The organism is Ruania rhizosphaerae, assembly GCF_009805705.1.
GTDB lineage: Bacteria > Actinomycetota > Actinomycetes > Actinomycetales > Beutenbergiaceae > Ruania > Ruania rhizosphaerae.
In genome coordinates this window covers 188598-214202 of sequence record NZ_VSMB01000003.1, presented here as the reverse complement: position 1 = coordinate 214202, position 25605 = coordinate 188598, and the positions used below count along the sequence as shown (strand labels likewise).

Sequence of the window (25605 nt, the reverse complement as noted above, 5' to 3'; positions counted from 1 at the left end):
GAAGGTCAGGCCCCGATGAGGCGTGCCGCCAGGTAGGACTCGACCTGGTCCAACGCCACCCGTTCCTGCGCCATCGTGTCGCGCTCACGCACGGTGACGGCCTGGTCCTCCGCGGTGTCGAAGTCGACGGTGATGCACAGCGGGGTACCGATCTCGTCGTGGCGGCGGTAGCGGCGCCCGATCGCACCCGCGTCGTCGAAGTCGATGTTCCAGTTCTTGCGCAACTGCGCGGCGAGGTTGCGTGCCGTCGGAGTGAGTTGCTCATTGCGCGAAAGCGGCAGCACCGCAGCCTTGACGGGAGCGAGGCGATGATCCAGGCGCAGCACGGTGCGCTTGTCCACCCCACCCTTGGCATTCGGCGCCTCGTCCTCGGCGTAGGCCTCGACGAGGAAGGCCATCAGCGACCGCGTCAGACCGGCGGCCGGCTCGATCACGTACGGCGTGTACCGCTCGTTCGTCGCTGGATCGAGGTAGCTCAGATCCTTGCCGGAGTGCTTGCTGTGTGTGGACAGGTCGAAGTCGGTGCGGTTGGCGATGCCCTCGAGCTCACCCCACTCGCTGCCGGTGAACCCGAAGCGGTACTCGATGTCGACCGTGCGCTTGGAGTAGTGCGACAGCTTCTCGGACGGGTGCTCGTAATGGCGCAGGTTGTCGCGATCGATCCCGAGCTCGGTGTACCAGTCGGTGCGAGCGTCGATCCAGTACTGGTGCCACTCTTCGTCGCTTCCCGGCGCGACGAAGAACTCCATCTCCATCTGCTCGAATTCGCGGGTGCGGAAGATGAAGTTGCCGGGCGTGATCTCGTTCCGGAAGGACTTGCCGATCTGGCCGATGCCGAAGGGCACCTTCATCCGGGATGTGCGCTGGACGTTGTCGAAGTTCACGAAGATGCCCTGCGCCGTCTCCGGTCGCAGGTAGTGCAGCCCCGACTCGTCTTCGGTGACACCGAGATAGGTCTTGAGCAGGCCGTTGAACATCTTCGGTTCGGTCCACTGGCCGCGGGTTCCGCAGTTGGCGCAGGCGACCTCGTCCAGCCCGCCCTGGGGGGCCCGGCCCTTCTTCTCCTCGAACTCCTCGAGCAGGTGGTCCTCGCGGTAGCGCTTGTGGCAGCTCAGGCACTCCACCAGCGGGTCCACGAATGCCTGGATGTGACCCGATGCCTCCCACACCTTCGACGGAAGGATGACCGAGGAGTCCAGTCCGACGATGTCATCCCGGCTCGAGACCATCGCCCGCCACCACTGCCGCTTGATGTTCTCCTTCAGCTCCACACCCAGCGGCCCGTAGTCCCACGCCGACCGCGTACCGCCGTAGATCTCCCCGGAGGGGAAGACGAAACCTCGGCGCTTGGCGAGGTTGACGACGGCATCGAGACGAGAGGGCTCTTTGGCCACGGTTTCACTCCTGGGTCGGCGGGCCTCACGCCGCAGGTGGTGCTGGGCGTGACTCCCGCACAGGCTACCGGCCCCGGGCACGCCGGCGTCGACACCTCCCGCCCTGCGGTGGTGGTGAAGACTGTGGGCCTCGCCACGGTGCTTTGACACCCCACACCGGCAGAGTGAGAATCGTTTGCATGAGACGCCGCACCCTCCCCGTCGTGGCCACCATCGGCGTGCTCGCGCTCACCGCGTGCTCAGCCACGGGCGACGATGCCGCCCGGGACGAACCGGGCGAAGACTCCGTGCGTGTCGTCGCGTCGTTCTATCCTCTCCAGTTCGTCGCTGAACAGGTCGCGGGTGAGCGTGCGGCGGTCCAGAACCTCACCCCGGCCGGCGCTGAACCGCACGACCTCGAACTGAGCCCGATCGACGTCCTGGATCTGGAGGACGCCGACCTCGTGCTCACCCTCTCCGGATTCCAGCCCGCGCTGGACGATGCACTCGCCGAGGTCAGCGGACCCGTTGTCCTCGACACCGCCGAGGAGGCCGAGCACGAGCACGCCGAGCCCGAGGACGGTGCCGACGATGGGCACTCCGGTGAGGAGCACGCGGAGGACGAGCACGATCACGCCGACGGCGACCCGCACTTCTGGCTCGACCCGACCCGCCTGGCGCACGTGGCTGACGAGGCCGCCGACGCGCTCACCAAGCTTGACCCGGACGGCGAGGACACCTACCGCACCAACGCGGACGCGCTCACAGCGCAGCTCACCACTCTCGATACCGAGTTCGCCACAGGGCTGACCGAGTGTGAGCAGGACGTCATCGTCGTCAGCCATGAGGCGTTCGGCTACCTGACCGACCGCTATGGGCTGACCCAGGTCGGGCTCGCCGGCATCGACCCAGAGGCCGAGCCCTCCCCCGCGCGCCTGCAGGAGATCCGCGACGTCGTCGAGCACGAAGGCGTCGGGACGATCTTCACCGAGTCACTCGTGAACCCGGACGTCGCCGAGGCGCTTGCCGGCGAACTCGGCATCGACGTGGCCCTGCTCGACCCCCTCGAGGGACTCACTGATCCCTCCGAGGACTACCTGACCGTGATGCGCCAGAACCTGCAGACACTGCGCGAGTCGCTGGGGTGCGCGTGACTGGGGACGTGCCGGCGCCGGACAGCGGCACCGTGATCGCCGCGACAGGTCTCGAGGTCGACTACGGCCGCGGTCGCGTGCTGCGCGGCGTCGACCTGCACGTCAGCGCCGGGGAGAGCCTCGCACTGTTGGGCGCGAACGGATCCGGCAAGTCGACGACGATGCGTGCGCTTCTCGGAATGGCGCCGCTGACCGCCGGTGACGTCCGGCTGTTCGGTGCCCCCGTCCGAGACTCCGGAGCAGTGCCGTGGCACCGCATCGGCTACGTCCCGCAACACCGGCCCGCCCCGACGGGACTGCCGGCCACGGCCGTGGAGGTCGTGCTCACGGGACTGTTGCAACGCCGTCGACTCTGGTTGCCCCGCGGAGCCCGCGGGCACGCGTTGGAGGCGCTGGACGCCGTCGGGATGGCAGACCGGGCCGACAGGGCGATGCACGAACTGTCCGGTGGCCAGCAGCAGCGCGTGAGCATCGCCCGCGCCCTGGTGCGCACCCCTGACCTCCTGGTGCTGGACGAACCGGTCGCCGGTGTCGACACCCCCACCCAGCAGGCCTTCGCGCGGGTGCTGACCGAACTGCACGCGAACGGCACCACGGTGGTGGTGGTGCTGCACGAGATCGGCGAACTACGCAGCCTGCTCCAGCGCGCAGTCGTGCTCCGGCACGGTCGGGTGGTGCACGACGGAGCACTACCGGAGCCCGCGCCCGATCACGCCGGACCCGAGCACGAGCACGTCCATGCCGACCACGGCGAGCCGCCCACCGAACCCACGCTGCAACGGAGCCTGCCATGATCGACTGGTTCGCTCAGATCGGCGATGCGCTCACGAGCCCGTTGCTGCAGCGCGCCCTCATCGCCGCCCTGATCGTCGGGGCGACGGCCCCGGTCGTTGGCACCTACCTCGTGCAACGCCGGCTGTCCCTGCTCGGGGACGGTGTCGGGCACGTGGCACTGACCGGTGTGGCGATGGGATGGCTCGTCGGTAGCTGGACTCACGCCGAACCCAACGACGCCTACGCAGTGGTGGGGGCCGTCGTCGCCGCCATCATCGGCGCGGTACTGATCGAGGCGGTCTCCGCACGAGGCCGCACCAGTGGAGACGTGGCACTCGCCCTGCTGTTCTACGGGGGCATCGCCGGCGGCGTGGTGATCATCAGCCTGGCAGGTGGGACGAATGCCAACCTGATGGCCTACCTGTTCGGTTCTCTCTCGACGGTCTCGACCGGCGACCTGGTGACGACGGCCATCATGTCGGGCCTGATCCTCGTCGTCGGGATCGGACTACGGACGGCGCTGTTCGCCGTCAGCCACGACCCGGAGTTCGCTCGTTCGTCCGGCCTTCCGGTGCGTGTGCTCACCATCCTGATCGCGATCGTCGCCGCCTTGACCGTGACGGTCTCGATGCGTGTGGTGGGGCTCTTACTGGTCAGTGCGCTGATGATCGTGCCGGTCGCGATCGCCCAGCAACTGACGTCGTCCTTCCGGCGCACCATGTCGGCGGCCATGGTCATCGGCGCCCTCGTCTGCGTGGGCGGACTGCTGATCACCTTCACCGAACCTCTCGCCCCAGGGGCCACGATCGTGGTTCTGGCCGTGACCGTTTACGCTGGGGTGGCCACAGTACGGGCGGTCGTGCGACCGCGACGGGTGCGTGCCGCCGATCCGCACCCGGATGTGGCCGATGACGTACATCTCTGACGGGAGGATCCTGCGATGCAGCGCATGACACGCCAGCGCGCGGCCGTGAGCGACCTGCTCGCCGGGACCGATGACTTCCGCAGCGCCCAGCAACTGCACGAGATGCTCAAGGACCGTGGCGAGGGCATCGGCCTGGCCACCGTGTACCGGACCGTTCAGGTGATGGCGGACAACGGCGACCTGGATGTGCTGCGCAACGCCGATGGCGAGTCGCTCTACCGGCAGTGCGCCTCTCGCGGTCACCATCACCACCTGGTGTGCCGACGCTGCGGTGCGACCGTCGAGCTGGACGCGGCCAGCGTCGAGAAGTGGGCCGCGACCGTCGGTGCCCAGCACGGGTTCACCGCGGTCGAGCACACCGCCGAACTGTTCGGGTTGTGCGCCGAGTGCACGGCGAGGCAGCAGAGCGAGGATTCATGATCACGGTGGCGTGCGCCATCGGCCGGTGGTGAGGAACGCGTGCCTGAGTTCCTGACCGGGATTCCGTTCGCGGTGGTGCTGGCGTCCTTGTCGGCCGGAGCATGGTTGCGCGGCCAGCTGCTCTACTGGATCGGACGGATCCCGACCGACCAAGCGCTTCGTCGTACACACCCCGGCCACGGGTGGCGCAAACGCGTCCACGACTGGCTCGCCGGCGGCGGCGCCGACGCCGGGATCGTTGCCATCCGGCGCTGGGGGCTGGTCGCCGTTCCGTTGTGCTACGTCACCGTGGGCTTTCAATCGATGGTGCAGGCGGCGGCCGGCGTATTGCGGATCACCTGGTGGAAGTACGCGCTGGCGCAGATCCCGGGCGCGCTGGCCTGGGGGACCATCTACTCCACGATCGGATTCGCCGTGTGGGAGGCCGCGCTGGCTGCCGCCGCGGGTTCACCCGTGGGGATCGGGGTCATCGTGGTGCTCGTGGCTGCAGGCGTGACGGCCATCGTCCTGGTGCGACGGCGCCGGGAGCGGCAGCCTGCAACTCTTGCAGCCGGTGACCAAGCGGGGTCGGAGCTGAACACCTCCCTCGCCCCTCGGCGCGAACACACGTAGTCTGCCTTCATGGGGCGAGGATTGAGGCGTACCGGAACCACCGCGATGGCCGCCGCCGCTCTACTCGGGGTCACGGCATGCACCTCCGCAGGTCCGTCCGGGAGTGCCGGGTCTTGTGCGGGTCCCGTACTCGAGGCCGAGCCGGAGCGCGTGCGCGCAGGCCAGGAGGTGACCGTCTCCGGGCGGTGGTTCTTCCTCGGGTGCGCCGACAGCTTCCGCAACGGCACGCCGTCAGAGACTCAGGAGCCCATCACCGACATCACTGTGACGGTACTTCTCGACGGCCGGACTGTCGCTGAGGAGGAGACGGGCGCATCGGGAGAGGACGACTCGTTCTCCGTCACGCTCGCGCTACCGGCGGACCTTCCACCCGGCACCGCGGTGGTCGCTACTGATGTCGCCCACGCTCCCGAGGCGGAGTTCAGCATCGAATCCGAATGACGGTCTCGCGTCACCAGCCCGGCCGTGTGGCCGCGGACGAAGCGATGACGTGTCTGGTCGTCATTCGCGCGAGAACCACCCTGCGTCAGTTGGGACGGTCCGCAGCGGGAGCGTCAACCGCTCCCCCGTATCGCCGGTCGCGGCTGGCGTAGGTCTGGGCCGCCGCCCACAGGTCTCGGCGATCGCAGTCCGGCCACGGCTTGTCGATGAAGACCATCTCCGCATAGGCGGACTGCCACAGCAGGAAGTTCGACGTGCGCTGCTCACCGGAGGTGCGCATCAGCAGGTCCACGTCCGGCATATCGGGTTCATCGAGGTAGCGCGCGACGGTCTTCTCGGTGATCCGCTCGGGATCGAGCCGTCCAGCGGCAACCTCCCGGCCGATGGCGCGGGCCGCGTCCGCGATCTCGGCGCGGCCACCGTAGTTCACGCACATCGTCAGGGTGCAGGTGGTGTTGCCTGCCGTCAGCCGTTCGGCCTCCTCAAGCTCGTTGATCACCGAGCGCCACAGCTTAGGACGGCGGCCGGCCCACCGGACCCGCACTCCCCAGTCGTTCATCTGGTCTCGGCGGCGGCGCAGCACATCCCGGTTGAATCCCATCAGGAAGCGCACCTCGGCCGGGGAACGCTTCCAGTTCTCGGTGGAGAAGGCGTAGGCACTGATGTGACTGATACCCAGTTCGATCGCACCGGCGACCACATCCAGCAGCACTGCCTCGCCGGCGGCGTGGCCCTCGTTCCGGGAGAGTCCGCGGGCGTTGGCCCAGCGGCCGTTGCCATCCATCACGATGGCGACGTGCCGGGGCACCAGCTCCGGGCGAATCCGAGGCGGGCGGACACCGGCGGAGTGCTCGGGTGGGGGCATCGGGTGACCGGACGCCATCAGGCGCGCTCCACGTGCCGCAACGAACGCAACTGCCGCTCCAGGTGCCACTGGGTATACACCGCCACCAGGCCAGATGCCTCCCGTCGGTGCTTCTCCTCGCTCGCCTCGGCGCTCACCCACTCCCCTGCCAGCAACGCGCCCAGCAGTGCGAAGGTCTCAGGCGCGGGAGAGGCGGCTCCGGGTGGCCGGCATCCCATGCAGACCGCGCCACCCACGGGAGCCGAGAAGGCGCGGTGCGGCCCGGATTCACCACACCGTGCACACTCGGTGAACGAGGGCGCCCATCCCCCGACGGCGAGGGCGCGCAACAGGTAGGAGTCCAGGACCAGCGTGGCCGGGTGTCGCCGATCGGCCAGCGCCCGCAGCGCACCCGCCAGGAGCAGGTACTGCTGCGTCGCCGGCTCGCCGGGCACCTCGGTCAGCCGATCAGCGGTCTCCGCCATCGCGGTGGCCGTGGTGAACAGACTGTAGTCGGAGCCGAGGGCGCGCCCGTGCGGCGCAAGGGTGTCCACCTGGGTGATGACGTCGAGCGAACGACCGGCGTACAGCTGCACGTCGATCACCGCGAACGGTTCGAGCCGGGCTCCGAACTTGGAGGACGTGCGCCGCACCCCCTTGGCCACTGCCCGCACCTGCCCGTAATTGCGTGTGAGCAGCGTGACGATCCGGTCGGCTTCACCCAACTTGTGGGTGCGCAGCACGATCGCCTCGTCCCGGTAGAGCTTCACGCGGCCATTGTCTCCCACGACGGCGCAGAGAACGATCTCCCGCGCCGCGAGATGCGTTCCCGATGCACCTCTGTCCACAACCCCCATCACGAGAAATCGTTGCTATTCTGCCGAAAACCCTTGCCTCGTTCGAACTTCTGTTCTAGGCTGAATGCAGGTCCAGGCGGACGGAAACCAAGCCCGAACGAGTCGTCGCAGGGGGTGAGCATGACAGTCATCGACGGTACGCAGCAGGCCGCGGACCAGTCCGGTGTGGAGGCGACGCTCGCCCAGATCAGCACCGAGTTGGATCGGCTGCTGGAGGCGGACCTCCACCAGCTGGACTCCTCGAGGTTGCGGGGCGTCGTCGAGCACGTCGAACAGGTCCAGCGCCGGGTAGAGGCCGTCACCAACCGGGTGATGAGGACCGTCGAGGCTGACGGCGTCTGGTCGCTGCACGGCCATCGCAGCCTGACCACGTGGTGGGCCGATGCGACCGGACGGCGCAAGGCACCGACCGCCGCACGGCTACGGACCGCACAGCGACTCGCCGCCCACCTCCCCCTCGCCGAGGCCGCAGCATCATCCGGGGAGATCAGCATCGACCACGCGACCCTGCTGGCCCGGGAGGCGACGAGGAACCCCGTGCTCATCGAGCACCTCGCGGACACCCACACGGGTGAGGCGTTCCTGGTGCAGCAGGCCAAGCTTCTGCCACCGGACTCCTTCGCGCGGGTGCTGGCGGCGTGGACGATCCGGGCCGACCCAGAAGGGGCCGACCGGAACTGGCGCGAACAGAGCACCGCGGAGCACGTGCATCTGTCATCCACCCTCGACGGGTACCAGCTGGACGGATGGCTGACGACGCAGAGCGGCCAGACCCTCGCCCACGCGCTGGATGCCATCATCGGCACGCCAGCCGAGGACGATGACCGGACCCGCTCCCAGCACCAGGGTGCCGCGATGGTCACGATGGCCCGCCACGCCCTCGACTCCGGTTCGTTCCAGCCGCACGCCCGCGTGCGTCCCACACTGTTGGTGCATGTACCAGGTGAGACGCTTCACCTCCTGACCGAGACCCCGCCCGCGCGCCCGGGCCATCCTGACCAGATCGATCCTCGCCTTCCCTACGGCGTGCTCCGTGGTGCCGAGCCCGCGACCCTCGGTGACGGGTCGCCGATCACGTTCGCCCAGCTCGCCACACACGCATGCGGTGGCGAGTTCACCCGCGTGGTGCTCGACCCGGCGGGTCAGCCGCTCGATGTGGGCCGCAGCCGCCGCCTGCACACTCCCGCGCAGACCAGGGCGATCTGGGCGCGAGACAGGCACTGTCAGTTCCCTGGATGCGATGCACCACCAGGATGGGGCGAGATCCACCACAGCACCTGGTGGTCACGCGGAGGCACCACCGATGTCGAGCACGGCATCTTGCTGTGCTGGCACCATCATGCCTACGTCCATCAGCGCGACATCACGATCCGGCGACATGCCGATCACTGGCACTTCACGCGACCCGGTGGGCACCCGCTCGGGTATCGGCGCCTGCCCGCCTGCGAGATCCTGGCACGCCCGCGCGCTGGTCACGACGATGACACGATCGCCGGTCCCGACGGGTAGCGCACGAGGGCGCCACCAGAACCGGATGGGTTCAGGTGGCGCCCTCGGCCGGGAGAGATGCCGCAGACCGGGTCACAGTCGGTCGGCACCTCTCTCGGGCCTGACCGCATCCGCGTGGTGGCAGGCGGTCAGGAGCGTTGTTGCGCGAGTCTGGCGAACTCAGCGCACCGCGCGATTGACGGCGGAGACGATCGCCTTGAGCGACGCCGTCGTGATCGACGGATCGATGCCGACGCCCCAGATCACCTGGTCGGCCACGTCGCACTCGACGTAGGCGACCGCTGATGCGTCGCCCCCCTCGGAGAGCGCATGCTCGGCGTAGTCCAGCACGGACACCTTGACACCGAGCTGCGCCAGAGCCGCTGTGAAAGCTGCTACCGGGCCGTTCCCACGCGCCTGGACGGTGCTCTCCTCGTCGCCGTCGACGATAGTGGCAGTGAGCACATCGTCGCTGCCGTCTCCGGCCGACGAGACCTGGGTGGCACGCAACGTGAAGCGACCCCACGGCGTCAGACCCCCGTGCTCACCTGCCGGCAGGTACTCGTCGGAGAAGATCTCCCACAGCCGCTCCGCGCTCATCTCCCCACCGAAGGAGTCGGTGTGCTTCTGCACGCTCTGGGAGAACTCGATCTGCAACCGTCGCGGCAGGTCCAGGTTCCGGGTGCTCTGCAGCAGGTAGGCCACCCCGCCCTTGCCGGACTGGGAGTTCACCCGGATGACGGCCTCGTAGTTTCGGCCCACATCTTCCGGGTCGACAGGCAGGTAGGGCACGTTCCACGGCACCTCGGTGTCGTCACCGGACGCGGCGACGCGCTCGTTGCGGACCGTGAAGCCCTTCTTGATCGCGTCCTGGTGCGAGCCCGAGAACGCGGTGTACACCAGATCACCGCCGTAGGGGTGCCGCGGGTGCACGTCCATCTGGGTGCAGTACTCGACAGTGCGGCGGATCCCGTCGATGTCGGAGAAGTCGATACCGGGGTCGATGCCCTGGCTGTAGAGGTTCATACCCAGTGTCACCAGGTCGACGTTCCCGGTGCGCTCACCCTGCCCGAACAGGCACCCTTCAATCCTGTCGGCACCGGCCATCACCGCCAGCTCCGCCGCGGCGACAGCGGTTCCCCGGTCATTGTGCGGGTGCACCGAGATGGCGACATGCTCTCGCCTGCTCAGGTGGCGGCTCATCCATTCGATCTGATCGGCATAGACGTTCGGGGTCGCACGTTCCACCGTCGCCGGCAGGTTGAGGATGATCTCCCGTCCCTCCTCGGGCGCCCACACGTCCATCACGCCCTCGCAGACCTCCAGTGCGAAGTCCAGCTCGGTGTCGATGAAGATCTCGGGCGAATACTCGTATCCCAGCTCCGTGTCCGGGCCGAGGATCTTCTCGCCGTAGTCGATCACGTGCTGAGTGCCGGCGGTCGCCAGCTCCTTGGTCGCTGCGCGGTCGTTGCGGAAGACGATCTCTCGGAACACCGGCGCCGTGGCGTTGTACATGTGCACCGTCGCGCGGGGAGCTCCCTCGAGCGACTGCACAGTCCGTTCGATCAGTTCGCGCCTCGCCTGCGTCAGCACGGAGATCGTGACGTCCTCGGGGATCGCTTCATCGGTGATGATGCTGCGGACGAAGTCGAAATCGGTCTGTGACGCCGAAGGGAAGCCGACCTCGATCTCCTTGTAGCCCATCGCGACGAGCAGATCGAACATCCGCCGCTTGCGTGGGGCGTCCATGGGTTCGATGAGCGCCTGGTTACCGTCCCGCAGGTCCGTCGACAGCCACCGGGGTGGGGCGGTGATGGTGCGGCTGGGCCAGGCACGATCCGGCAGGTCGACGCCGACGAACGGGTGGTACTTGCCGACCGGCATGCCGTAGGTGGTGCGTTGAGTCATGGATTCATCCTTCGTCGCTGTGCTTCTCAGTGCTGTGGTTCGGGTGAGGCCGGGCACCACTGCACTCCGCGACGAGGATCCGGCCTAGTGGGCCTCGCCGCGGCAGCGAAGGAGGAGGCTGACGCTGATGCGCATGTCAGGACAGTACCACGCCAGGAAGAGCACGCGGTGCGCCTCAACTACTCGTCTGTGTGCGCGCCCCTGGCGCGCGATCCTCGGCGACGTGCAGTGCAGTGGCGCCGATCCGCACCGTCTCACCGGGAGCAACCGGTGCCTCCTCCCAGGCCGTCAGGCGGCGCTGCTGCCCGGTGGCACTGACGAGGATGGTGCCGTTCGTCGACGCCCGGTCGGTCACCCACGCGCGCGGACCGGAGATCCGGATCTGGAGGTGAGTCTTCGAGACCGCTCCGTCGTCCAGCGTGACGAGCGCTGCCACCTGCTCCCGCTCCCGAGGCGCCGGTGCCCGGCCGACGAGGCTCACACCTTCACTGCCGATGACGCGACCGTCGTCGGTATGGAACCGCATCCGACCCGGTTGTTGCCGGGCCATCGCGAGGCGGGTCTCCTCGTTGTCCGGTTCTCCGTGCTCTTCCGACATGGCTTCGCCGGGCTGTGCGGTTGTCGCCCACGGGCTGTCCGGCACCACCGCGGGCGCAGCACTCGGAGGATGCACCGGCTCGTGGTGGCTGGGCGCCGAATCCGCCTGATCGGGCTCCGACCACGTCCGGGTGTGCGGGTCCGGCTGAAGGGTCGCCTCAGGCGGGGCAGGTGGAACAGGTGAGTCAGGTGGAACCGGCGGGGCAGGTGGAACAGGCGGCGCCCACGGTGCCTCGTTCGAGGCCGGCATCGATCCGGCGTCAGGCACTCCCTCCGGCGATCCCGGTTGAGGTGGGGTATCACGCCGCGGAGCACCCAGCACTGTCTCGTCGTGAGCAGAACCACCGGCCGGTGGTTCGCCTACCACCGGTCCCGCACTCGCGAGGCCCGAGGGCGCAGCATGGTCCGGAACAGCCGGAGCCGCACTTCCCGGGCGGGGTGGAACGGGAGCATGCACCGTCGGCCGCGCATACGGACTCTGACCACTGGGAGACGCTGAGGTGCCGGCAGCGTGAGGACCGGCAGTTTGAGCCCCACCAGCGTCAGGACCAGCAGCAGGACCAGCGCTTCCCGCCATCGGCGTCGCCACGCCGTGCTCCACACCCGGTGGGCGTGGTGGAACCTCCGGCACCCCGCCCGGAGCGGCAGAGGCTCCATCCCTACCTGTCGGTTCAGCACCCTGCGACCGAACCGCTGTGCTCGCGAGCAGGCCGCCAGTCAGCACGAACACGGCCGAGAGTGCGCACACCAGCGTCACTCCCCCGCGCACGAATGTCGCTTCGGCGGGGGCGAGCGGAACGTCCTCGATGACGCCGATCAGCACGAGAACGGTGAACGCCGTCGCCGCGACCGCCAGCACCAACCGGAGCACGTACGGGAGAGCCCACACCCGCCCGGACCCGGGTCCGCCGTCCTGGGGTCGCAGCGCGGACCATGCGCGGAGCGCCCCGACGAGGGCCCACCCTGTCACGGTGACATACACGCACATGATCAGACCCGCGAGTGCGGCCACACCTCCCCCGACCGTCATGGCCAGGCTCGCTGCGCCGTCGGCGGACATGCCCATCCCCACCAGAACCAGCGCCCCGCACGCGAGGAGGACCGCGAACAGACCCGCGATCGTCCGGCGCCAGCCGGCATAGGCACGCGTCAGCAGCTCCAGGGCCTCTCCTCGGGTCCGGCGCAGCGTCCACGTGTCCGGCCACCGCGGGCGGTCGGCCGGGGGATCCATGAACCCCTTGGCGTCAGCGTTCAGTGAGAAGAGCCCGGGCACGTACGTCCTCGCCTTCTAGGGATGCAGCTCGTGGGTGGCGCGTGCGGCGAGGCGGTCCGCCGTGGACCACAGACCGGCCGAGGGCGTGGAGATGAAGAAGACCTGCTCCCCGTCGTCCATCGTGTTCCACCCGTCCCGCATCACCTCCGGATCGTACCGGCGCAACGCCTCCTCCATGTCGAGATAGCCGTAGCCGACCGATTCCACCTCCTCGCGGCTCAACCCGCCGGGAGCGTAGGTGATGCGGAAGCGCCCTTCGGCGCTGCCGTGCACCAGGTGCGCCGTGGCGTGCGGGATCTCCTGCATGTCGGCCTCGGTGGCGTACTTCTCCAGGACCTCCGCCTTGCTGAGGTAGCCGTACTTGCGGATGAGGGCATCCACCTCGGGCTGCTCTCCGAAGCGCTCCACACCGGGGGCGATGATGAGCAGCTCACCGCCGTCGGCCATCGCCATCCGGGTACGGTAGACCGCCTTGTTCGCCACCCAGGTGGCATGGAACTCGTCCGCCTGCATCACCGCCACGATCTTGTGCACGGGCTCGTCGAAGGTGGTGATGTTCTGCGCCATACTCGCCCGTGCGGCCGCGTAGTAGGTGTCGAGGTCGTCCCCGACGAAGACGCCGGTGTGCACCAGCTGGCCCGCATCGTCGTAGTTCATCACCACTTGCAGATAGACATCGGGCAGATGGCCGAGGAACTCCTCCTCGGCCCAGTTGAAGCAGGCGCGCACAGGAGTCAGCAGGTTCCCGAGGTTGTTCTCGATGCCGTAGACGGCCGAGGCCATGTGGGCCGCGCCGAGCGTGCGCTTGCCGCCCAGACCGATGAAGTAGTTCTTGTTGTGGTTGGCGAAGCCGAGCACCTCGTGCGGGACCACGTGCCCGATATGGACGATCAGGTCCCACTCCTCGCTGACCGTCATCGTGTTGAGGTCGATCGGCATCTCCCAGTCGACGGCACCTCCCGTCTTCTCGGCCACCACCTCGGCGGGCACTGTACCGACGTGCGTCACTCCGCCCTTCCAGTCATGGGCGTGGATGCGCTCGTGCGGGATCGAACCGAACATCCACCGGTTCACCTCCTCGGTGTGCGGCACGTGCTGCCCCAGGGTGGGGATCACATGCACCTCCACACCCCGAGCATCCAGACGGCGGTACAGGTGCTCGGTCATCCACCCCACCCCGGCGTGAGCCCGGGTGATGTCCGGTGGCAGCAGCAGCACGCGCCGATAGGTCCCGATGCCGAGCCGCTGCGCCGCCTCCTCCACGAGCCGGTCGCACAACTGCTCGACCGTCTTCCGGTCGATCGCCTGATCCTCATGCTGGAACCACACCATGGCCGACAGGCTAGCCCGGCCAGAGAGCCCCGGTGGCACTGATGCCGTCAGTTGCCGTAGAGACCGATCACGCCCGACGGCGCAGCGACCTCCACGAGAACGCCGCCCGTAGCCGCGCCTTCCAGCCCACGCTGTGGCGCACCCGCTGCACGGTGCGGCGCACGTGGCCCCAGTAGTGGTGCACGTGCTCCTCAGCCGGATCCGACGGGGCGAACACGGCTTCATCGGCCCGGTCAGCGAGCAGCAGCACACCCGACTCCGGGAACTGACCCGCCATCGCCTGAGCCGATTCGCGCCGGGTGCGCCCGGGAGGCACGATGACGCCCAGGTCGAGGACCTGATCCTGCACCTCGTCCCAGCCCCCGGCGACACGCTGATGGGCCGTGCCCTTGCTGCGCCGACGGGACCGGCGGATGGCCTTGATCACGGCGAGCAGCAGCAACGGCACCCCGAACACGAGGACCGGGAGCGTCGAGGCTCCGGCCACCCATACCCAGGGGTTGGGCACACTGCCCTTGTCCATCCCCTCCGAGTCGACGTCGGCGTCGTCCCGGTCCTGTGGCGGCACATCCGGACGGTCCTGCGGCGGCGGTGGGGGCTGCAGCACCTGCGGCTGCGGCTTGTCGACCGGGTCCGGCTCCTCCACCTGCGGAATCTGGTCCTCGGGGGGTGTGGGGAAGAACGGAACCCATCCGACGCCGTCGAAGGGCACTTCGACCCATGCGACCACGTCGTCTCCTGTGAGGGTGACCGTGCCCGCGTCCTCGACGTCGAATCCGACGACGACGCGCGCTGGATAGCCGAGTGAGCGCACCATCAACGCCATCACGGCGGCGTACTGTTCCTCGTCCCCCACGAGTTCGTCGGCTTCCAGCATCTGCGCCAGACGCGCGGCACCATGACCGGCACGGGAGGGAACCTCACCCTCGAGACCGTGCGAGAAGAACCCGCCGTTGCGCAGTGCTTCGGCGACGGCCTCGATCTGGGCGTAGGGCGAGTCCGCGCCATCGGAGTAGCGCCCGGCGAGACTTCCGACCGTATCGGGCACACCGCGCGGTTCCGGGAGCTGCAACGAGGTGACGCGCAACTCGGTCACATCGGCCGGTTCCTCCTGGGCCGCAGGATCGGCGACCACCTCGAAGACGTCCCCCTCGGTGAGGCCCGCCGTCACCAGGCCGGTGTCGGTGACAGTGTTGTAGTAGAGGCTCTCAGTCAGCTCCGGTGAACCGGGACCGGTGAACGTGACATCAGCGGTCCCGCCCGCGTTCAGCACCCACACGTCCTGGTAGGTGCCGACACTGACGTCGAGCGTGTACGCCTGGGGCGGTATCTCCACCTCGATCCGATCCCCGATGCGGCGGAACACCCCGGTCCCCGGAGTGGCCGCGCCCGTCACATTCCAGACGGTGCCGTCGTAGGTGTCGAGCGCGGCCAGGCGGAGCTGAGCCCCGCCCTCGGGCAGCCCGGTGACGGTGAAGAGGTCCTCCGCGCTGAGATCGTCGGCATAGGTACGGAATCCGGCCAACGGGCTGGGAAGGTCCTGCGGGTCCGGAGGCGGTTCCACATAGTCCCGCAGGACCACGCGCGGGTTCTGCGGCGCGACGGCCATCGACGCACCGGTTCCTCCGAGTGCTGCCACGGCGAGCACGATCACGATCGCGAGCACGCGGTGCAGCTCCAGCCGCCCTGACCGCCAGGAGACCCAGGTGAGTGCCCCCACCACAGCGACCACGCCGATCACACCTGCGAGCACGGGCACGTGGGTGCCGAAGAGGATGGCCGCCACGAGTACGAGCGCGGGCACCAGCAGGGTGAGCCAGAACCAGCGTGCGCGTAGCGAGAGCGTCACCGCGACCAGTGACCCGAGGAAGGCCAGCAGGTAGGGCAACAGCAGCACGGCCCCGTAGGTGCCCAGTGGTGGGGTCACCGTGAGGACCTGCTTCCACACGGTCACGATGCCCACGCCCATCAGCTGCCAGGTGGTGGGGGTCGGTAGCACGCCGGCCAGAGCCGTTCCCGGGGCAGCCGCAGCCCCACAGACGAAGAACACCACGACCGCGACCGAGGTGAGCGTCAGAACACCGTGCCGGTAGACGGCACCGAGCACCGCAACGGTTGACCCGAGCACCAGGCCGGTCGCCACCGTGATGTAGAAGCCGCCGGTCAGGTAGACCGAGTACAGCGGGAGCAGCGCGAGCAACAGCAGCAGCACCGGTACGAAAGTGTTGACGATCCGGGCCGGACTCCACCACGAGATGAACCGGCGGATCAGGCTGCCCGAACCAGCGCCACCGCTGGCGCGGGATCCGGCATCACGGACAGCACGACGTTCTCGTCTGGGAGAGCGCATGCGCGTGGATTCCTGGGCGCGGCCGCCGTTCGCCGTCATCGTTGCAGCCTCCGGAACCCCCGCGGAAGATCCTCGAGGCGACCGAGTTCGAGTACCGTGACCGCACCGAGCCGGTGCGCGGAGATCTCCGCACCGGTCCGGCACTGCACGGCCAGTGCCCGCACACCGACGGGAAGCACGGCTCCTGCGGCGCGGATCTGATCCGGGCCTACGGCCGAACCGCACACGAGGACGGCGACCGTGGCACCGGCGACCTCACGCGTGACCAGCCGCGCGAGGTCGGAGAGGCGCCCGGGGCGGCGCACGGTGTCCAGGCGCGTGAGCGTGTCGAGCAGATCACGCGCACTCGTGTGACTGAGCGTGCCCAGCTGGGTCATCGACGTCAACTCGGACTCGGAGCGGATGGTGTGCAGACCGAGCGATCCGACCACGCTGACAGCGAGTTCGAACTCGTCCGCGTCTGCATAGTCGTGGCCATGGACCGACAGCGCCGTGACCAGGTGTGTGCGGCGGGACTCCTCGAACTGGCGCACCATGAGGGTGCCTACACGGGCGGAGGACCGCCAGTGCACGTACCGGCGGTCGTCACCGGGCACGTACTCGCGCAAGGCGTGGAACTGCAGGTCCGAGCTGGTGATCTCGCGCGAGGCGTGCCCATCCAGGTCGTGCAACGCACCGGCAGAGGCCGGACCCAGCGGAACGGTGCGCGGGTGCACGTACAGCTCCTCCGGCTCCGTCCACTGCACCGAACGCTTGATGAGCCCGAACGGGTCGCCGCGCACCGACCGCACCGGGCCGACCACGAGCACGGCACGCCGCTCGGTCGGGATCGCGAACAGCTCGTCGTGCTCGCCGCCGGCACGTAAGGCCGGCAGCGCGAACCGGGCGAGGTTCGGGCCGACGGGGAGCTCCATCCGTGCCGGCATCACCGGGCCGGAACTGGTGTTGCGCACCTCGATGCCACCCATTGCACGCTGCCCGGCGACCACGCGCCCGTCTCGCAGCCGCAACGTGATGGCGTACGGGTGCCGGCCGATGGCGAAGAACCCGCAGACGACGAAGGTGGCCACCAGTGCGGCCCCGAGCACCACCAGCTCGAGCCAGCCCAGCACGGCGCCGGCGATCCAGGCGCCGATGCCGAGCACCAGGCACAGCCAGGCAGCAAGCGTGACCCAGGTGAAGATCGAGCTCGTGCGGCGCATCGAGCCGCGCAGGCTCTCGACGGCGCGCGTGATCGAACGGGTGCTCCAGCCGCGCCGGGTGCCCGGTGCCGCGACGCGCCGGGAGTCCGTAGCGGGCGATGTCATGAGGCTCCGGCTGCCCCTCGCTGGGTGGGAGGTGCGACCTCGGAGACGATCCGGGCGATCACGGCCCCCGGGTCGGCACCCTCGAACTCGGCCTCAGCGTCCAGGATGATCCGGTGGGCGAGAACGGGCTCGGCCAGGGTCTTGATGTCGTCCGGGATCACGTAGTGGCGCCCGTGGGCGGCTGCCCAGACCTTGGAGCAGCGCACCAGTGCCAGGGCACCACGCACGGACGAACCGAGGGCAGCCTCCGGGGCGTTGCGGGTGGCCTCCACGATGGTGGTGACGTAGGCGAGGATCGCCGGGTCCACGTGGACGGCGGAGGCCAGGTTCGCCATCTCCGTCACGGCCGCCGCGGCGATCACCGGGCTCAGCGTGCTCGCACGGTCCTTGACGGCGGAGCCCGCCAGGATCCGGACCGTGGCGTCCGAGTCGGGGTACCCGAGCGAGGTCCGCATGAGGAACCGGTCGAGCTGAGCCTCCGGCAACTTGTAGGTGCCGGCCTGCTCGACCGGGTTCTGGGTGGCGATCACCACGAACGGCTGCGGGACGGGGTGCGGCTCACCGTCCACAGTCACGCGGCCCTCTTCCATGACCTCCAGCAGAGCGGACTGCGTCTTCGGCGAGGCGCGGTTGATCTCGTCCGCGAGCACCACCGAGGCGAAGATCGGGCCGGGGTGGAAGGCGAACTTCTGGGTGTCCTGCTCGTAGATCGTCACGCCGGTCACGTCCGAAGGCAGCAGGTCCGGAGTGAACTGGATCCGGCTGTGACTGGCCTGCACCGTGGCCGCGAGGGCCCGCGCCAGGGACGTCTTGCCCGTTCCCGGGTAGTCCTCCAGCAGCACATGCCCACCGGAGAGCAGGCAGGTGAACGTCAGCCGCACCACGTGCGACTTGCCGAGCACAGCAGCCGAGACGTTGGCGACCAACCGCTCGAAGGTGTCCGAGAACCAGGCGGCCTGGTCGGCCGTCATGGGGGTGGCGGTGGCTGTGGCGGTCATGTGTGTCCTCGTTCTCAACTGTTGGGCCAGATGATGCTGTCTTCGAGCCGCCCACTCGGGCCCTGGATCACCACAGTGACCCGCTCCCCTGGACTGCCGCGGTACGTGGTGGAGTTGTATCGCCCGTCACCGCCGAGCGTTGCGTTGTAACTACGCCAGGAGCCATTCCCAGGCTCATTCGACGCATAGAAGGTGATCGAGTAGGAGCCAGGATCGAGGTCGCTGTAGTTGAAGTCGAGGAAGGCACACGAGGAATGCGTGCACCCGTCCTGACCGACAGCGTTGCGTCCGTGCAGCATCGTGACTGAGGCAGAAGGCGGCGGTGGCGGCGGCGTCGGATCAGACTCAGCACGGCGCTCTCGCTGGACCACATCGCTGACCTGACCGTGGTTGTTCACCACACGCACACGGATCCGGTACTCCTCCTCCCAGTTGCCTGAACGAGAAATGGAGTCAGAGGGGCTCGCCGTCCTCCAGCCACTCCACGAACCGTCATTCCAGATCCGGTACTCACTACGCACGATCGTCGCGCCGTTGCCCCCTGGGGCATCCCATTCGAACGTCACCTCACGCAGATTGGCTGAGGAACTGACACTCGGCGTCCCCGGAGGGCCGTACGTGCTGAACTGGGCCGAAGGGTCACTCCACGGGCCGCAGTAGGTGTTGCAGGCACGCACCTCGATCCGGTAGTTCGTCCCGTCCTGCGGAACGGTGATCTGGTTGCCGCTCGGCAGTGACTGCACCGAGCCCCCGTTCAGCCGGTACTGGTAGCCCGAGATCTGCTGGCCATTGTTGCTCGGTGCCGTGTAGCTCACGGTCGCCGTGTTGTCGTCACCCGTCGGTGACGCACTCACTCCGCCGGTCTTGCCCGGCGCGCCGAAGGAGCGCACCTCCTGTGAGGCCGGGGAGACCTCCGACTCACCGGAGCGGTTGATCGCGACGAGCGTGAAGTAGTAGTCGTGCGCGTTCTCGACCTGCACCTCGCGCGAGGTCTGGTTCGCTCCTGGGGTGAAGGTCTGCGCCAGGGCATCGTCCTGGTACATCCGCAACTCGTAGGACGAGATCGGATCGCCGTTCGCATCCGGGGCAGACCACGAGACCTGCAAGCGCCCACCGGCGGAGTCGTCGATGCGCGACGCGTTCGGCGCCTGCGGCCGCAGCGGCGGGCCCGAGGGGTGCTCGGGAACCGACCACTCACTCCACAACCCGGGCTCCGGGGCGTCGTTGATGGCCCGTACCCGGAAGGTGTAGTTCTGCCCGTTCGTCAGGCCCGTCCAGGTCATCTCGGTGCCCGAGATGGACTGCTGACCGGCACCGTCGGAGGGAGAGATCTGCACGTCATAGGTCGAGATCGGTGTGCCCTCGTTCACCGGCTCGGACCAGTCCAGCGTCAACTCGCCGTCGCCGAACTCCACCGTCGGCGCCGCAGGCGCCTCGGGTCGCACGTCCGGTGTGGCCTCGGCGGAGGCGGCACTCTCCGGGGAGTCGCCCACCTCGTTGGTGGCCAGCACCGTGAAGGTGTACGTGGTGCCGTTCGTCAGACCCGTGATCGTGCAGGTGGTCGTCGGGCACGCCTGTGACCCGCCGCTGTGGCTCACTGTGTACCCGCTGATGGGCGCGCCATTGTCCTGGGGCGCCGTCCAGCTCAGCGTCACCTCGCGGTTGGCCACCTCCTCGACCAACGGGATCGTCGGAGCCTCCGGCACACCCAGCACGGCCGCCGTGATCTGCCCTTCGACGGCGCGGCTCGTCTCCCCGGTGGCGTCCACCACCGTGTATGTCACGCTCATCCGGCCCACGAAGTCCGCACCCGGGGTGACGGTCACCTGGTTGCCGCTGACCGAGGCTGACCCGTCACCGTCGGTCACGACAGTCCCGATGATCTCCCGGGCCTCCCCGGGGAACGGGTTGGAATCGTTCGTCAACACATCCACGGTGACCGACTCGCCCTGATGCACCTCGCCCAGATCGTCCGGGTTGGTGGATATCAACGGCCGGTTGCTGGCTGTGGAACGCAGCTCGATCGTCGCCTGCACCGGCTCGGAGTCGCCATCGGTCACCTCGATCACGAGGTCCTGAGTCGATCCCGCGGGCGTGTCCTGGTCTGCGGAGACGGTCAGGATGTACCCGTCCAGCGACGCCTGGAATCCCGGTGCTTCCTCGGCGATCCGGTACAGCAGGTCGGTCGAGCGCCCATCCGGGTCCTCGGCCAGGCGCGCGATGTCGAGCGAGACCTCTTCGCCGCCCTGCTCGGCCGCGAGCGACCCGTTACGCATGCGTGGCGGTTGGTTGTCGGTGGAGATCACCAGGATGTCGAGCGTGACCACCGAGGTGAGGATGTCGTCGTCATTGATGTCGAGGGCATCGGTCACCTCGAACGTGAGCGTGGCCGGACCGGCGTAGTTGTCGTCGGAGGTGTATTGGAGGGTGTCGCCGTCCACCACCGGGTTCGAACCGTCGGAATTGGTGGCCCGCACCGAGCTGGTGTCGGCCAGCTGGACCGGCTGACCGCTGAACGCCACCACGTACTCGTTGATCTCGATCGTCTCGGTGACGCCGGTCTCGACCTCGATCACCTCGGTGTCGGGCCGCAGCACCGGGCCGGTGTCCTCGGTACCAGGCACGTCGATGAACGCGTACGAGACCAGTCCGTCGGAGTCGGTGACCCGGTAGGTCACCACCTGCCGCGTCGGAGTGAGGGTGATCTGCACGCCCTTGCCATCCGGGGAGGTCGCCGTCTCCTGGTCGTCCGGGATGTCGACCGTGAGTGCCTCGACGTTGCCGTCCGGGTCGGAGTCGTTCTCGAGGACGTCGACCGTGACCACCTCCCGGTCGAGGATCGCCGACGGGGGTACCACGTCGTCGATCGCCACCGGGGGCTGCAGCGGGCTGTCGGGATCGACCGTCACCGTCAGCAACCCGCTGGCCGTCCCGCCGTGCAGGTCGGTCACGTGATACGTGAGGAGGTAGTCCCCTGCGGCCTCCGGCGAGGTCAGCGTGACCTCGCCGTCGCGCACCTGCGGTTCGGTGCCGGCGTGTTCGGTGAACGCCGGGTCATCGAAGGCGAGCTGGTCGCCGTCGGGGTCGGTGTCGTTCGCCAGCACGTCCACCGAGATCGGCCGGCCCGGGGGCACCCTGATCTCGTCGTTGACCACGACGGGATCGCGATTGACCCCGGGTGGCGGGATCACGCCGATGGTCACCTCAGCGGAAGCGATCGCACCCAAGCGATCACGAACCGAATACGTGAACTCGTCGGTGCCGGCCGAGTCCGTGAATGCCTGGTAGTCGATGTAGGTGGCACCGACCTCCACCACGCGCCCGAGCGCCGGCGGAGTGTCGACGCCGAGCAGTTGGACCGAGTCACCGTCAGGGTCGATGCCGTAGGTCTCGATCGGGATGCGGATGCGCTCCCCGGAGAAGGCGCGCGTCTCCACATCCCGTGGTTCCGGTGCGCCGTTGGCGTCGTCCGCGCGCGCCTGCACGTAGAGGCGGATCGTGGCCGAGTCCTCCCGGCCGTACTCGTCGACGATCCGGTAGACCGCCGTCAGTGTGCCGGCTTCGTCCGGGGCCTGGAAACGCACCACATCGCCTGCGGTGAACATCACCCCCGCCTCCGGTGCCTCCGCGATCTCGGGGTCCAGTGAGAACTCGAAGCCGTTCGGATGGGAGTCGTTGCCAAGCACCGGGATGGTGACATGATCACCGGCGCGCACGCGGACCTCGTCGGGCACCGCGATCGGTGCCCGGGTACCGGTCTCGGCATCCAGCGGCAGCACGAGCACCTCACCCTGAGCCGACCGCGTGCCGTTGGAGACGGTGTAGTCGATGGTCACCGGTGATTGGAGGGTGCGATCGGAGGTGATCCGCAGCACCCGGTGCTCGAGGATCGAGACGCGCAACCCGTAGCCCTCGGGTACATCGATCTGCTGGATCGCCAGTACTCCCCCGGCGGGGTCCTCGTCGTTGGCGAGAGCGTCCACCAGCACCGTGCCCGCCGGCGGCAGATAGGCAGTGTCGGTCGCGGCGACCGGGTCGAGATTCTCGGGCGCACGCACCGACACGCGCACCAGACCCGTGGCGGACAGGCCGTCATCATCGGCCACGACGTAGACCACGTAGTAGTCGCCCGGCGAGGACGCTGTGAAGCTGAAGGTGTTCGAGCTGGCGTTCTGCCGCACCTCGGCACCGTCGGACGACTGGACGTTCGCCAGTCGCAGCGGCCGGTTGTTGGGATCGAGGTCGTTCGCGATCGGGTCGACCTCGATGGTCTGATCCACGAAGGCCGTCTCGTAGTCGAAGACCGCCGTCGGCGGCTGGGCTGCCGCGGGAAGGATGTCGATGTCGATCACCACCTCGGCGGTGGCGAACCCGTCGCTGACCTCCATCCGGACCTGCCGCTGCCCGGTCGAGACACCGGGGTCGACGATGGAGACGAGACCGTTCGGGTTGGACTGCACCTGCAGACCGGCATCGTCGAGGGTGCGCGTGACATAGACGGCGTCACCGTCCGGGTCCAGCACATCGTTGAGCACGTTCACCTCGACCGACTGCCCCGAGGCGATTTCCGCTGTGATCTCGGTCAGCTGCGCCGGCGGATTGTTCTCCGATGCCGGTATCACCTCCAGATCGACCGTCGCAGTGTCGGTCCCCCCGCGACCGTCATTCGCGGTGTACTGGAAGCTGGTGATGCCACTGGCCCCGGGAGCGACCCGCACCTGCAGGGCACGGCCGCCGAGCACGGTCTCCACCTGACCGAACGCCTCCGGGATCTGGTCCTCCGGGGATGCGGTGAGCAGGTCGCCGTCAGCATCGGAGTCGTTGTGCAGCACCGGGAGCACGGCGATCCGGCCGGCGCGCACGCCGAAGGAGTCCGGGATAGCCACCGGTGGCCGGTTCTCGGCCTCCCGGTCGAGTTCGACCTCGCGCTGCTCGAGATCCTGAGACTCCTCTTCCTCCGTCTCGTCCTCGTCCGTCGGCGGGATGGAGGTCTCCCAGTTGTCGACCAGGATCAGGGCGTCCTCGACCATCCAGGAGTTGCCCGAGGCCAACTCGTTCAGCACCACATAGGACCGGTTGACGCGGAACACCAGCTCTCCGCCGGTGGCGGAGGGAACCTCGAGCGACTCCGGTGGTTGATCACCGCACTGGCGCAGGTACCCGGCCGGGAGCGCGGCCCAGGCACTGTGGACGCAGCCGGCCACCTGCACCGGTTGCGCCGGCTGGCCGGCCGAGGGCGAGCGGGTCACCTGGGGCTCGCTCCCGTCCAGCGGCACGGTGACGAGCGCATCGCTGGTCGCGATCGCCACGACGTCCCCGTCGCGGCTGGGCGCCTGCAGCCGCGCCGAGGCGCCATCGACCTCCAACCCGGTCAGATCGAGCGGATCCTCGCCCGGCCGCACCAGGGTCAGGGCCTGAGATTCGGTATCGAAAGTCAAGGCGACAGGTTCGGACCCGACAACGGTCAACTGCGTCGTCGCATCATCGAAAAGGGCCGCATCGACCTCGGTGATCTCAGGTTCGAGACGATCCTGCGGGCTGAACGTCAGCAGTTCCCCATCAGCGGTATCGAGGCCGTAGGCGGTGCCATCGTCGGCAATCGCCTGCGCGGCTCCCTCCCCGAGGACTGCTTGCGGCTCCTCGGTCGACTCGGTGAGCACATCGAGCTCGTCGAGCCCGAGCACGCGCCACTCACCGGTCTCCTCCACGAGCACTCCGACGGCGTTATCCCCCAGCTGGACGTCCGATCCGGTCGGCAGCGGTACCGCACTCCCCCGTACGGCCACCGACACCGGATCCACCCGTTGCAGCGTCTGGCCGGCCCGGTCACGGATCAGCACGACATCCTCGCGCTGGAGCAGGTCCACGTCCTGACTCAGCGCGGCGAGAGACGCATCGATCTCCCCGACGGGATAGTTCAGCCGGCCCACCAGGATCGACTCGTTGTTCGAGACCCACACACCGCCGTCATTGAGATCGACGTCGGCCGTGGCGACCCCCTCGTAGTTCAGGCTCAACGCCACCACGGTGCCCAGGACCAGCGACAGAACCGTCGCACTGGCGACGCTGCGCCTACTCGGGCGCGTCCGAGTCCTCAGCTTCACGCGATTGCCCGCCCCTCGATTACCTGCACTGTGCCACCGCACAGTCTAAGGTGACGATCGCCCTCCGATGAGGGGGACAACTCCCCATGCACACCCTGCCCTACGCTGGTCAGTCCTCAGCCTCTCCACCGGCCTCGGCGGCGACCTTCTCGGCGTTCGCCTCCAGCAGTTCCAGATCTGCCGCGACCACGAGGCGCGAGGCGACAGCATGCTCGACCAGCCGGGCCCGCCTGTTCACGGCGAGTTGTCCCGGTGCCCCCCGCAGACCCCGCACGCCGAACCTGGCCAGCTTCTCGCACACGTTGTCGAGCTTGCGGTTGAAGCGAGTGATCGCCCATCCCAGACGCGCGGCCGCTTGAGCGGACGTCGGGATGGATGCAGTCGAGCCACGCCCGCGGAGCACGGGCTCGGCCAGAGAGATGATGAGCAACTTCTGCGAGTCGGTCAGGCTCACCGGTCCGATCGTGGTCTCACCGACCTGGGTGGACCCGGGCGAGGCGGCCTCGAAGCTCGGCGAATCGCCCACGATGCCCAGCTCGTAGGTCGTCGGGCCGGCGGTGAACAGCACCGAGGTGTGCGCGAACACCAGCGGCAATCGTGCCCCGGGAGCGAGCCACGCCTGCATGTTGCCGTCCGAGTCGGCGACCGTGGCCGAGATGCGGCTTCCGACATTCTCCAGCCACCACAGGTCCTCATGCTGGGCGATGGTCAGGAACCGGCGGTGCAGGTACGGGTTGTCATCGATCTCCAGATCGCCTTCACGCCCGATCTGGAAGGTCTGCCCGTCCGATACGTCGAACCACTCCCCGCAGAACTCCACCTGGATGTTCATCCCCTGGTTCCTTCCG

Annotated in this window: 18 protein-coding genes; 7 read left to right on the top strand and 11 right to left on the bottom strand. The window is 68.4% G+C overall.

Annotated features, from left to right (window positions below; all coding sequences use genetic code 11):
* Positions 1 to 5 precede the first annotated feature (5 nt).
* A complete protein-coding gene (locus FV560_RS06435) occupies positions 6 to 1394 on the bottom strand; it encodes a glycine--tRNA ligase (protein WP_159620658.1) in 1389 nt (462 codons plus the stop codon).
* Between the two features lie 179 nt (positions 1395 to 1573).
* Between FV560_RS06435 and FV560_RS06430 the strand changes: the two genes are divergently transcribed.
* From FV560_RS06430 to FV560_RS06405, 6 genes are read left to right on the top strand one after another with little or no spacing between them, the layout of a single operon-like run.
* A complete protein-coding gene (locus FV560_RS06430) occupies positions 1574 to 2527 on the top strand; it encodes a metal ABC transporter substrate-binding protein (protein WP_159620656.1) in 954 nt (317 codons plus the stop codon).
* Positions 2524 to 3321 (top strand): metal ABC transporter ATP-binding protein, encoded by a 798-nt coding sequence (locus FV560_RS06425; RefSeq protein ID WP_235019961.1) that lies wholly within the window; start codon positions 2524 to 2526, stop codon positions 3319 to 3321. The genes FV560_RS06430 and FV560_RS06425 overlap by 4 nt, the downstream gene beginning before the upstream one ends.
* Positions 3318 to 4226, top strand: a complete 909-nt coding sequence (locus FV560_RS06420; protein ID WP_159620654.1) for a metal ABC transporter permease — start codon at positions 3318 to 3320, stop codon at positions 4224 to 4226. Before FV560_RS06425 ends, FV560_RS06420 begins: the two co-directional genes overlap by 4 nt.
* Positions 4227 to 4241: 15 nt before the next feature.
* Entirely contained in the window at positions 4242 to 4646 is a 405-nt protein-coding gene (locus tag FV560_RS06415; protein ID WP_159620652.1) for a Fur family transcriptional regulator, read from the top strand.
* Between the two features lie 39 nt (positions 4647 to 4685).
* Positions 4686 to 5258: a DedA family protein gene (locus FV560_RS06410; protein WP_159620650.1), complete on the top strand. Its 573-nt coding sequence runs from the start codon at positions 4686 to 4688 to the stop codon at positions 5256 to 5258.
* Between the two features lie 9 nt (positions 5259 to 5267).
* Entirely contained in the window at positions 5268 to 5699 is a 432-nt protein-coding gene (locus FV560_RS06405; protein WP_159620648.1) for a hypothetical protein, read from the top strand.
* An 85-nt stretch (positions 5700 to 5784) separates the two neighbouring features.
* Here the strand turns inward: FV560_RS06405 and FV560_RS06400 are convergent, their stop codons facing one another.
* Together FV560_RS06400 and recO are read right to left on the bottom strand one after the other, a co-directional pair.
* A complete protein-coding gene (locus tag FV560_RS06400) occupies positions 5785 to 6582 on the bottom strand; it encodes an isoprenyl transferase (protein WP_159620646.1) in 798 nt (265 codons plus the stop codon).
* The gene (gene recO, locus FV560_RS06395) at positions 6582 to 7313 is read right to left on the bottom strand and encodes a DNA repair protein RecO (protein ID WP_159620644.1); all 732 of its coding nucleotides are present in this window, start codon (positions 7311 to 7313) and stop codon (positions 6582 to 6584) included. Before recO ends, FV560_RS06400 begins: the two co-directional genes overlap by 1 nt.
* Positions 7314 to 7520: 207 nt before the next feature.
* Between recO and FV560_RS06390 the strand changes: the two genes are divergently transcribed.
* The gene (locus FV560_RS06390; RefSeq protein WP_159620642.1) at positions 7521 to 8909 is read left to right on the top strand and encodes an HNH endonuclease signature motif containing protein; all 1389 of its coding nucleotides are present in this window, start codon (positions 7521 to 7523) and stop codon (positions 8907 to 8909) included.
* Between the two features lie 159 nt (positions 8910 to 9068).
* Here FV560_RS06390 and leuA read toward each other — a convergent pair whose 3' ends face one another.
* From leuA to FV560_RS06350, 8 genes are all read right to left on the bottom strand, one after another.
* The gene (leuA, locus tag FV560_RS06385; protein WP_235019960.1) at positions 9069 to 10796 is read right to left on the bottom strand and encodes a 2-isopropylmalate synthase; all 1728 of its coding nucleotides are present in this window, start codon (positions 10794 to 10796) and stop codon (positions 9069 to 9071) included.
* A gap of 175 nt (positions 10797 to 10971) precedes the next feature.
* Positions 10972 to 12666: an FHA domain-containing protein gene (locus FV560_RS06380; protein ID WP_159620640.1), complete on the bottom strand. Its 1695-nt coding sequence runs from the start codon at positions 12664 to 12666 to the stop codon at positions 10972 to 10974.
* 15 nt (positions 12667 to 12681) lie between these two features.
* Positions 12682 to 13998 carry a nickel-dependent putative hexonate epimerase gene (locus FV560_RS06375; protein WP_159620638.1) on the bottom strand — a complete coding sequence of 439 codons (1317 nt, stop codon included), beginning with the start codon at positions 13996 to 13998 and terminating at the stop codon, positions 12682 to 12684.
* Positions 13999 to 14065: 67 nt separating this feature from the next.
* On the bottom strand, positions 14066 to 16387 hold the full coding sequence (locus tag FV560_RS06370) for a transglutaminase-like domain-containing protein (RefSeq protein WP_159620636.1): 2322 nt from the start codon (positions 16385 to 16387) through the stop codon (positions 14066 to 14068).
* Positions 16384 to 17655, bottom strand: coding sequence for a DUF58 domain-containing protein (locus tag FV560_RS06365; protein WP_235019959.1), 1272 nt, complete (start codon positions 17653 to 17655; stop codon positions 16384 to 16386). The genes FV560_RS06370 and FV560_RS06365 overlap by 4 nt, the downstream gene beginning before the upstream one ends.
* On the bottom strand, positions 17652 to 18653 hold the full coding sequence (locus FV560_RS06360) for an AAA family ATPase (RefSeq protein ID WP_159620634.1): 1002 nt from the start codon (positions 18651 to 18653) through the stop codon (positions 17652 to 17654). The genes FV560_RS06365 and FV560_RS06360 overlap by 4 nt, the downstream gene beginning before the upstream one ends.
* Before the next feature lie 14 nt (positions 18654 to 18667).
* Positions 18668 to 24670 (bottom strand): Ig-like domain-containing protein, encoded by a 6003-nt coding sequence (locus tag FV560_RS06355; RefSeq protein WP_159620632.1) that lies wholly within the window; start codon positions 24668 to 24670, stop codon positions 18668 to 18670.
* Between the two features lie 196 nt (positions 24671 to 24866).
* Positions 24867 to 25589: an FHA domain-containing protein gene (locus FV560_RS06350; RefSeq protein ID WP_159620630.1), complete on the bottom strand. Its 723-nt coding sequence runs from the start codon at positions 25587 to 25589 to the stop codon at positions 24867 to 24869.
* Between the last annotated feature and the right edge of the window lie 16 nt (positions 25590 to 25605).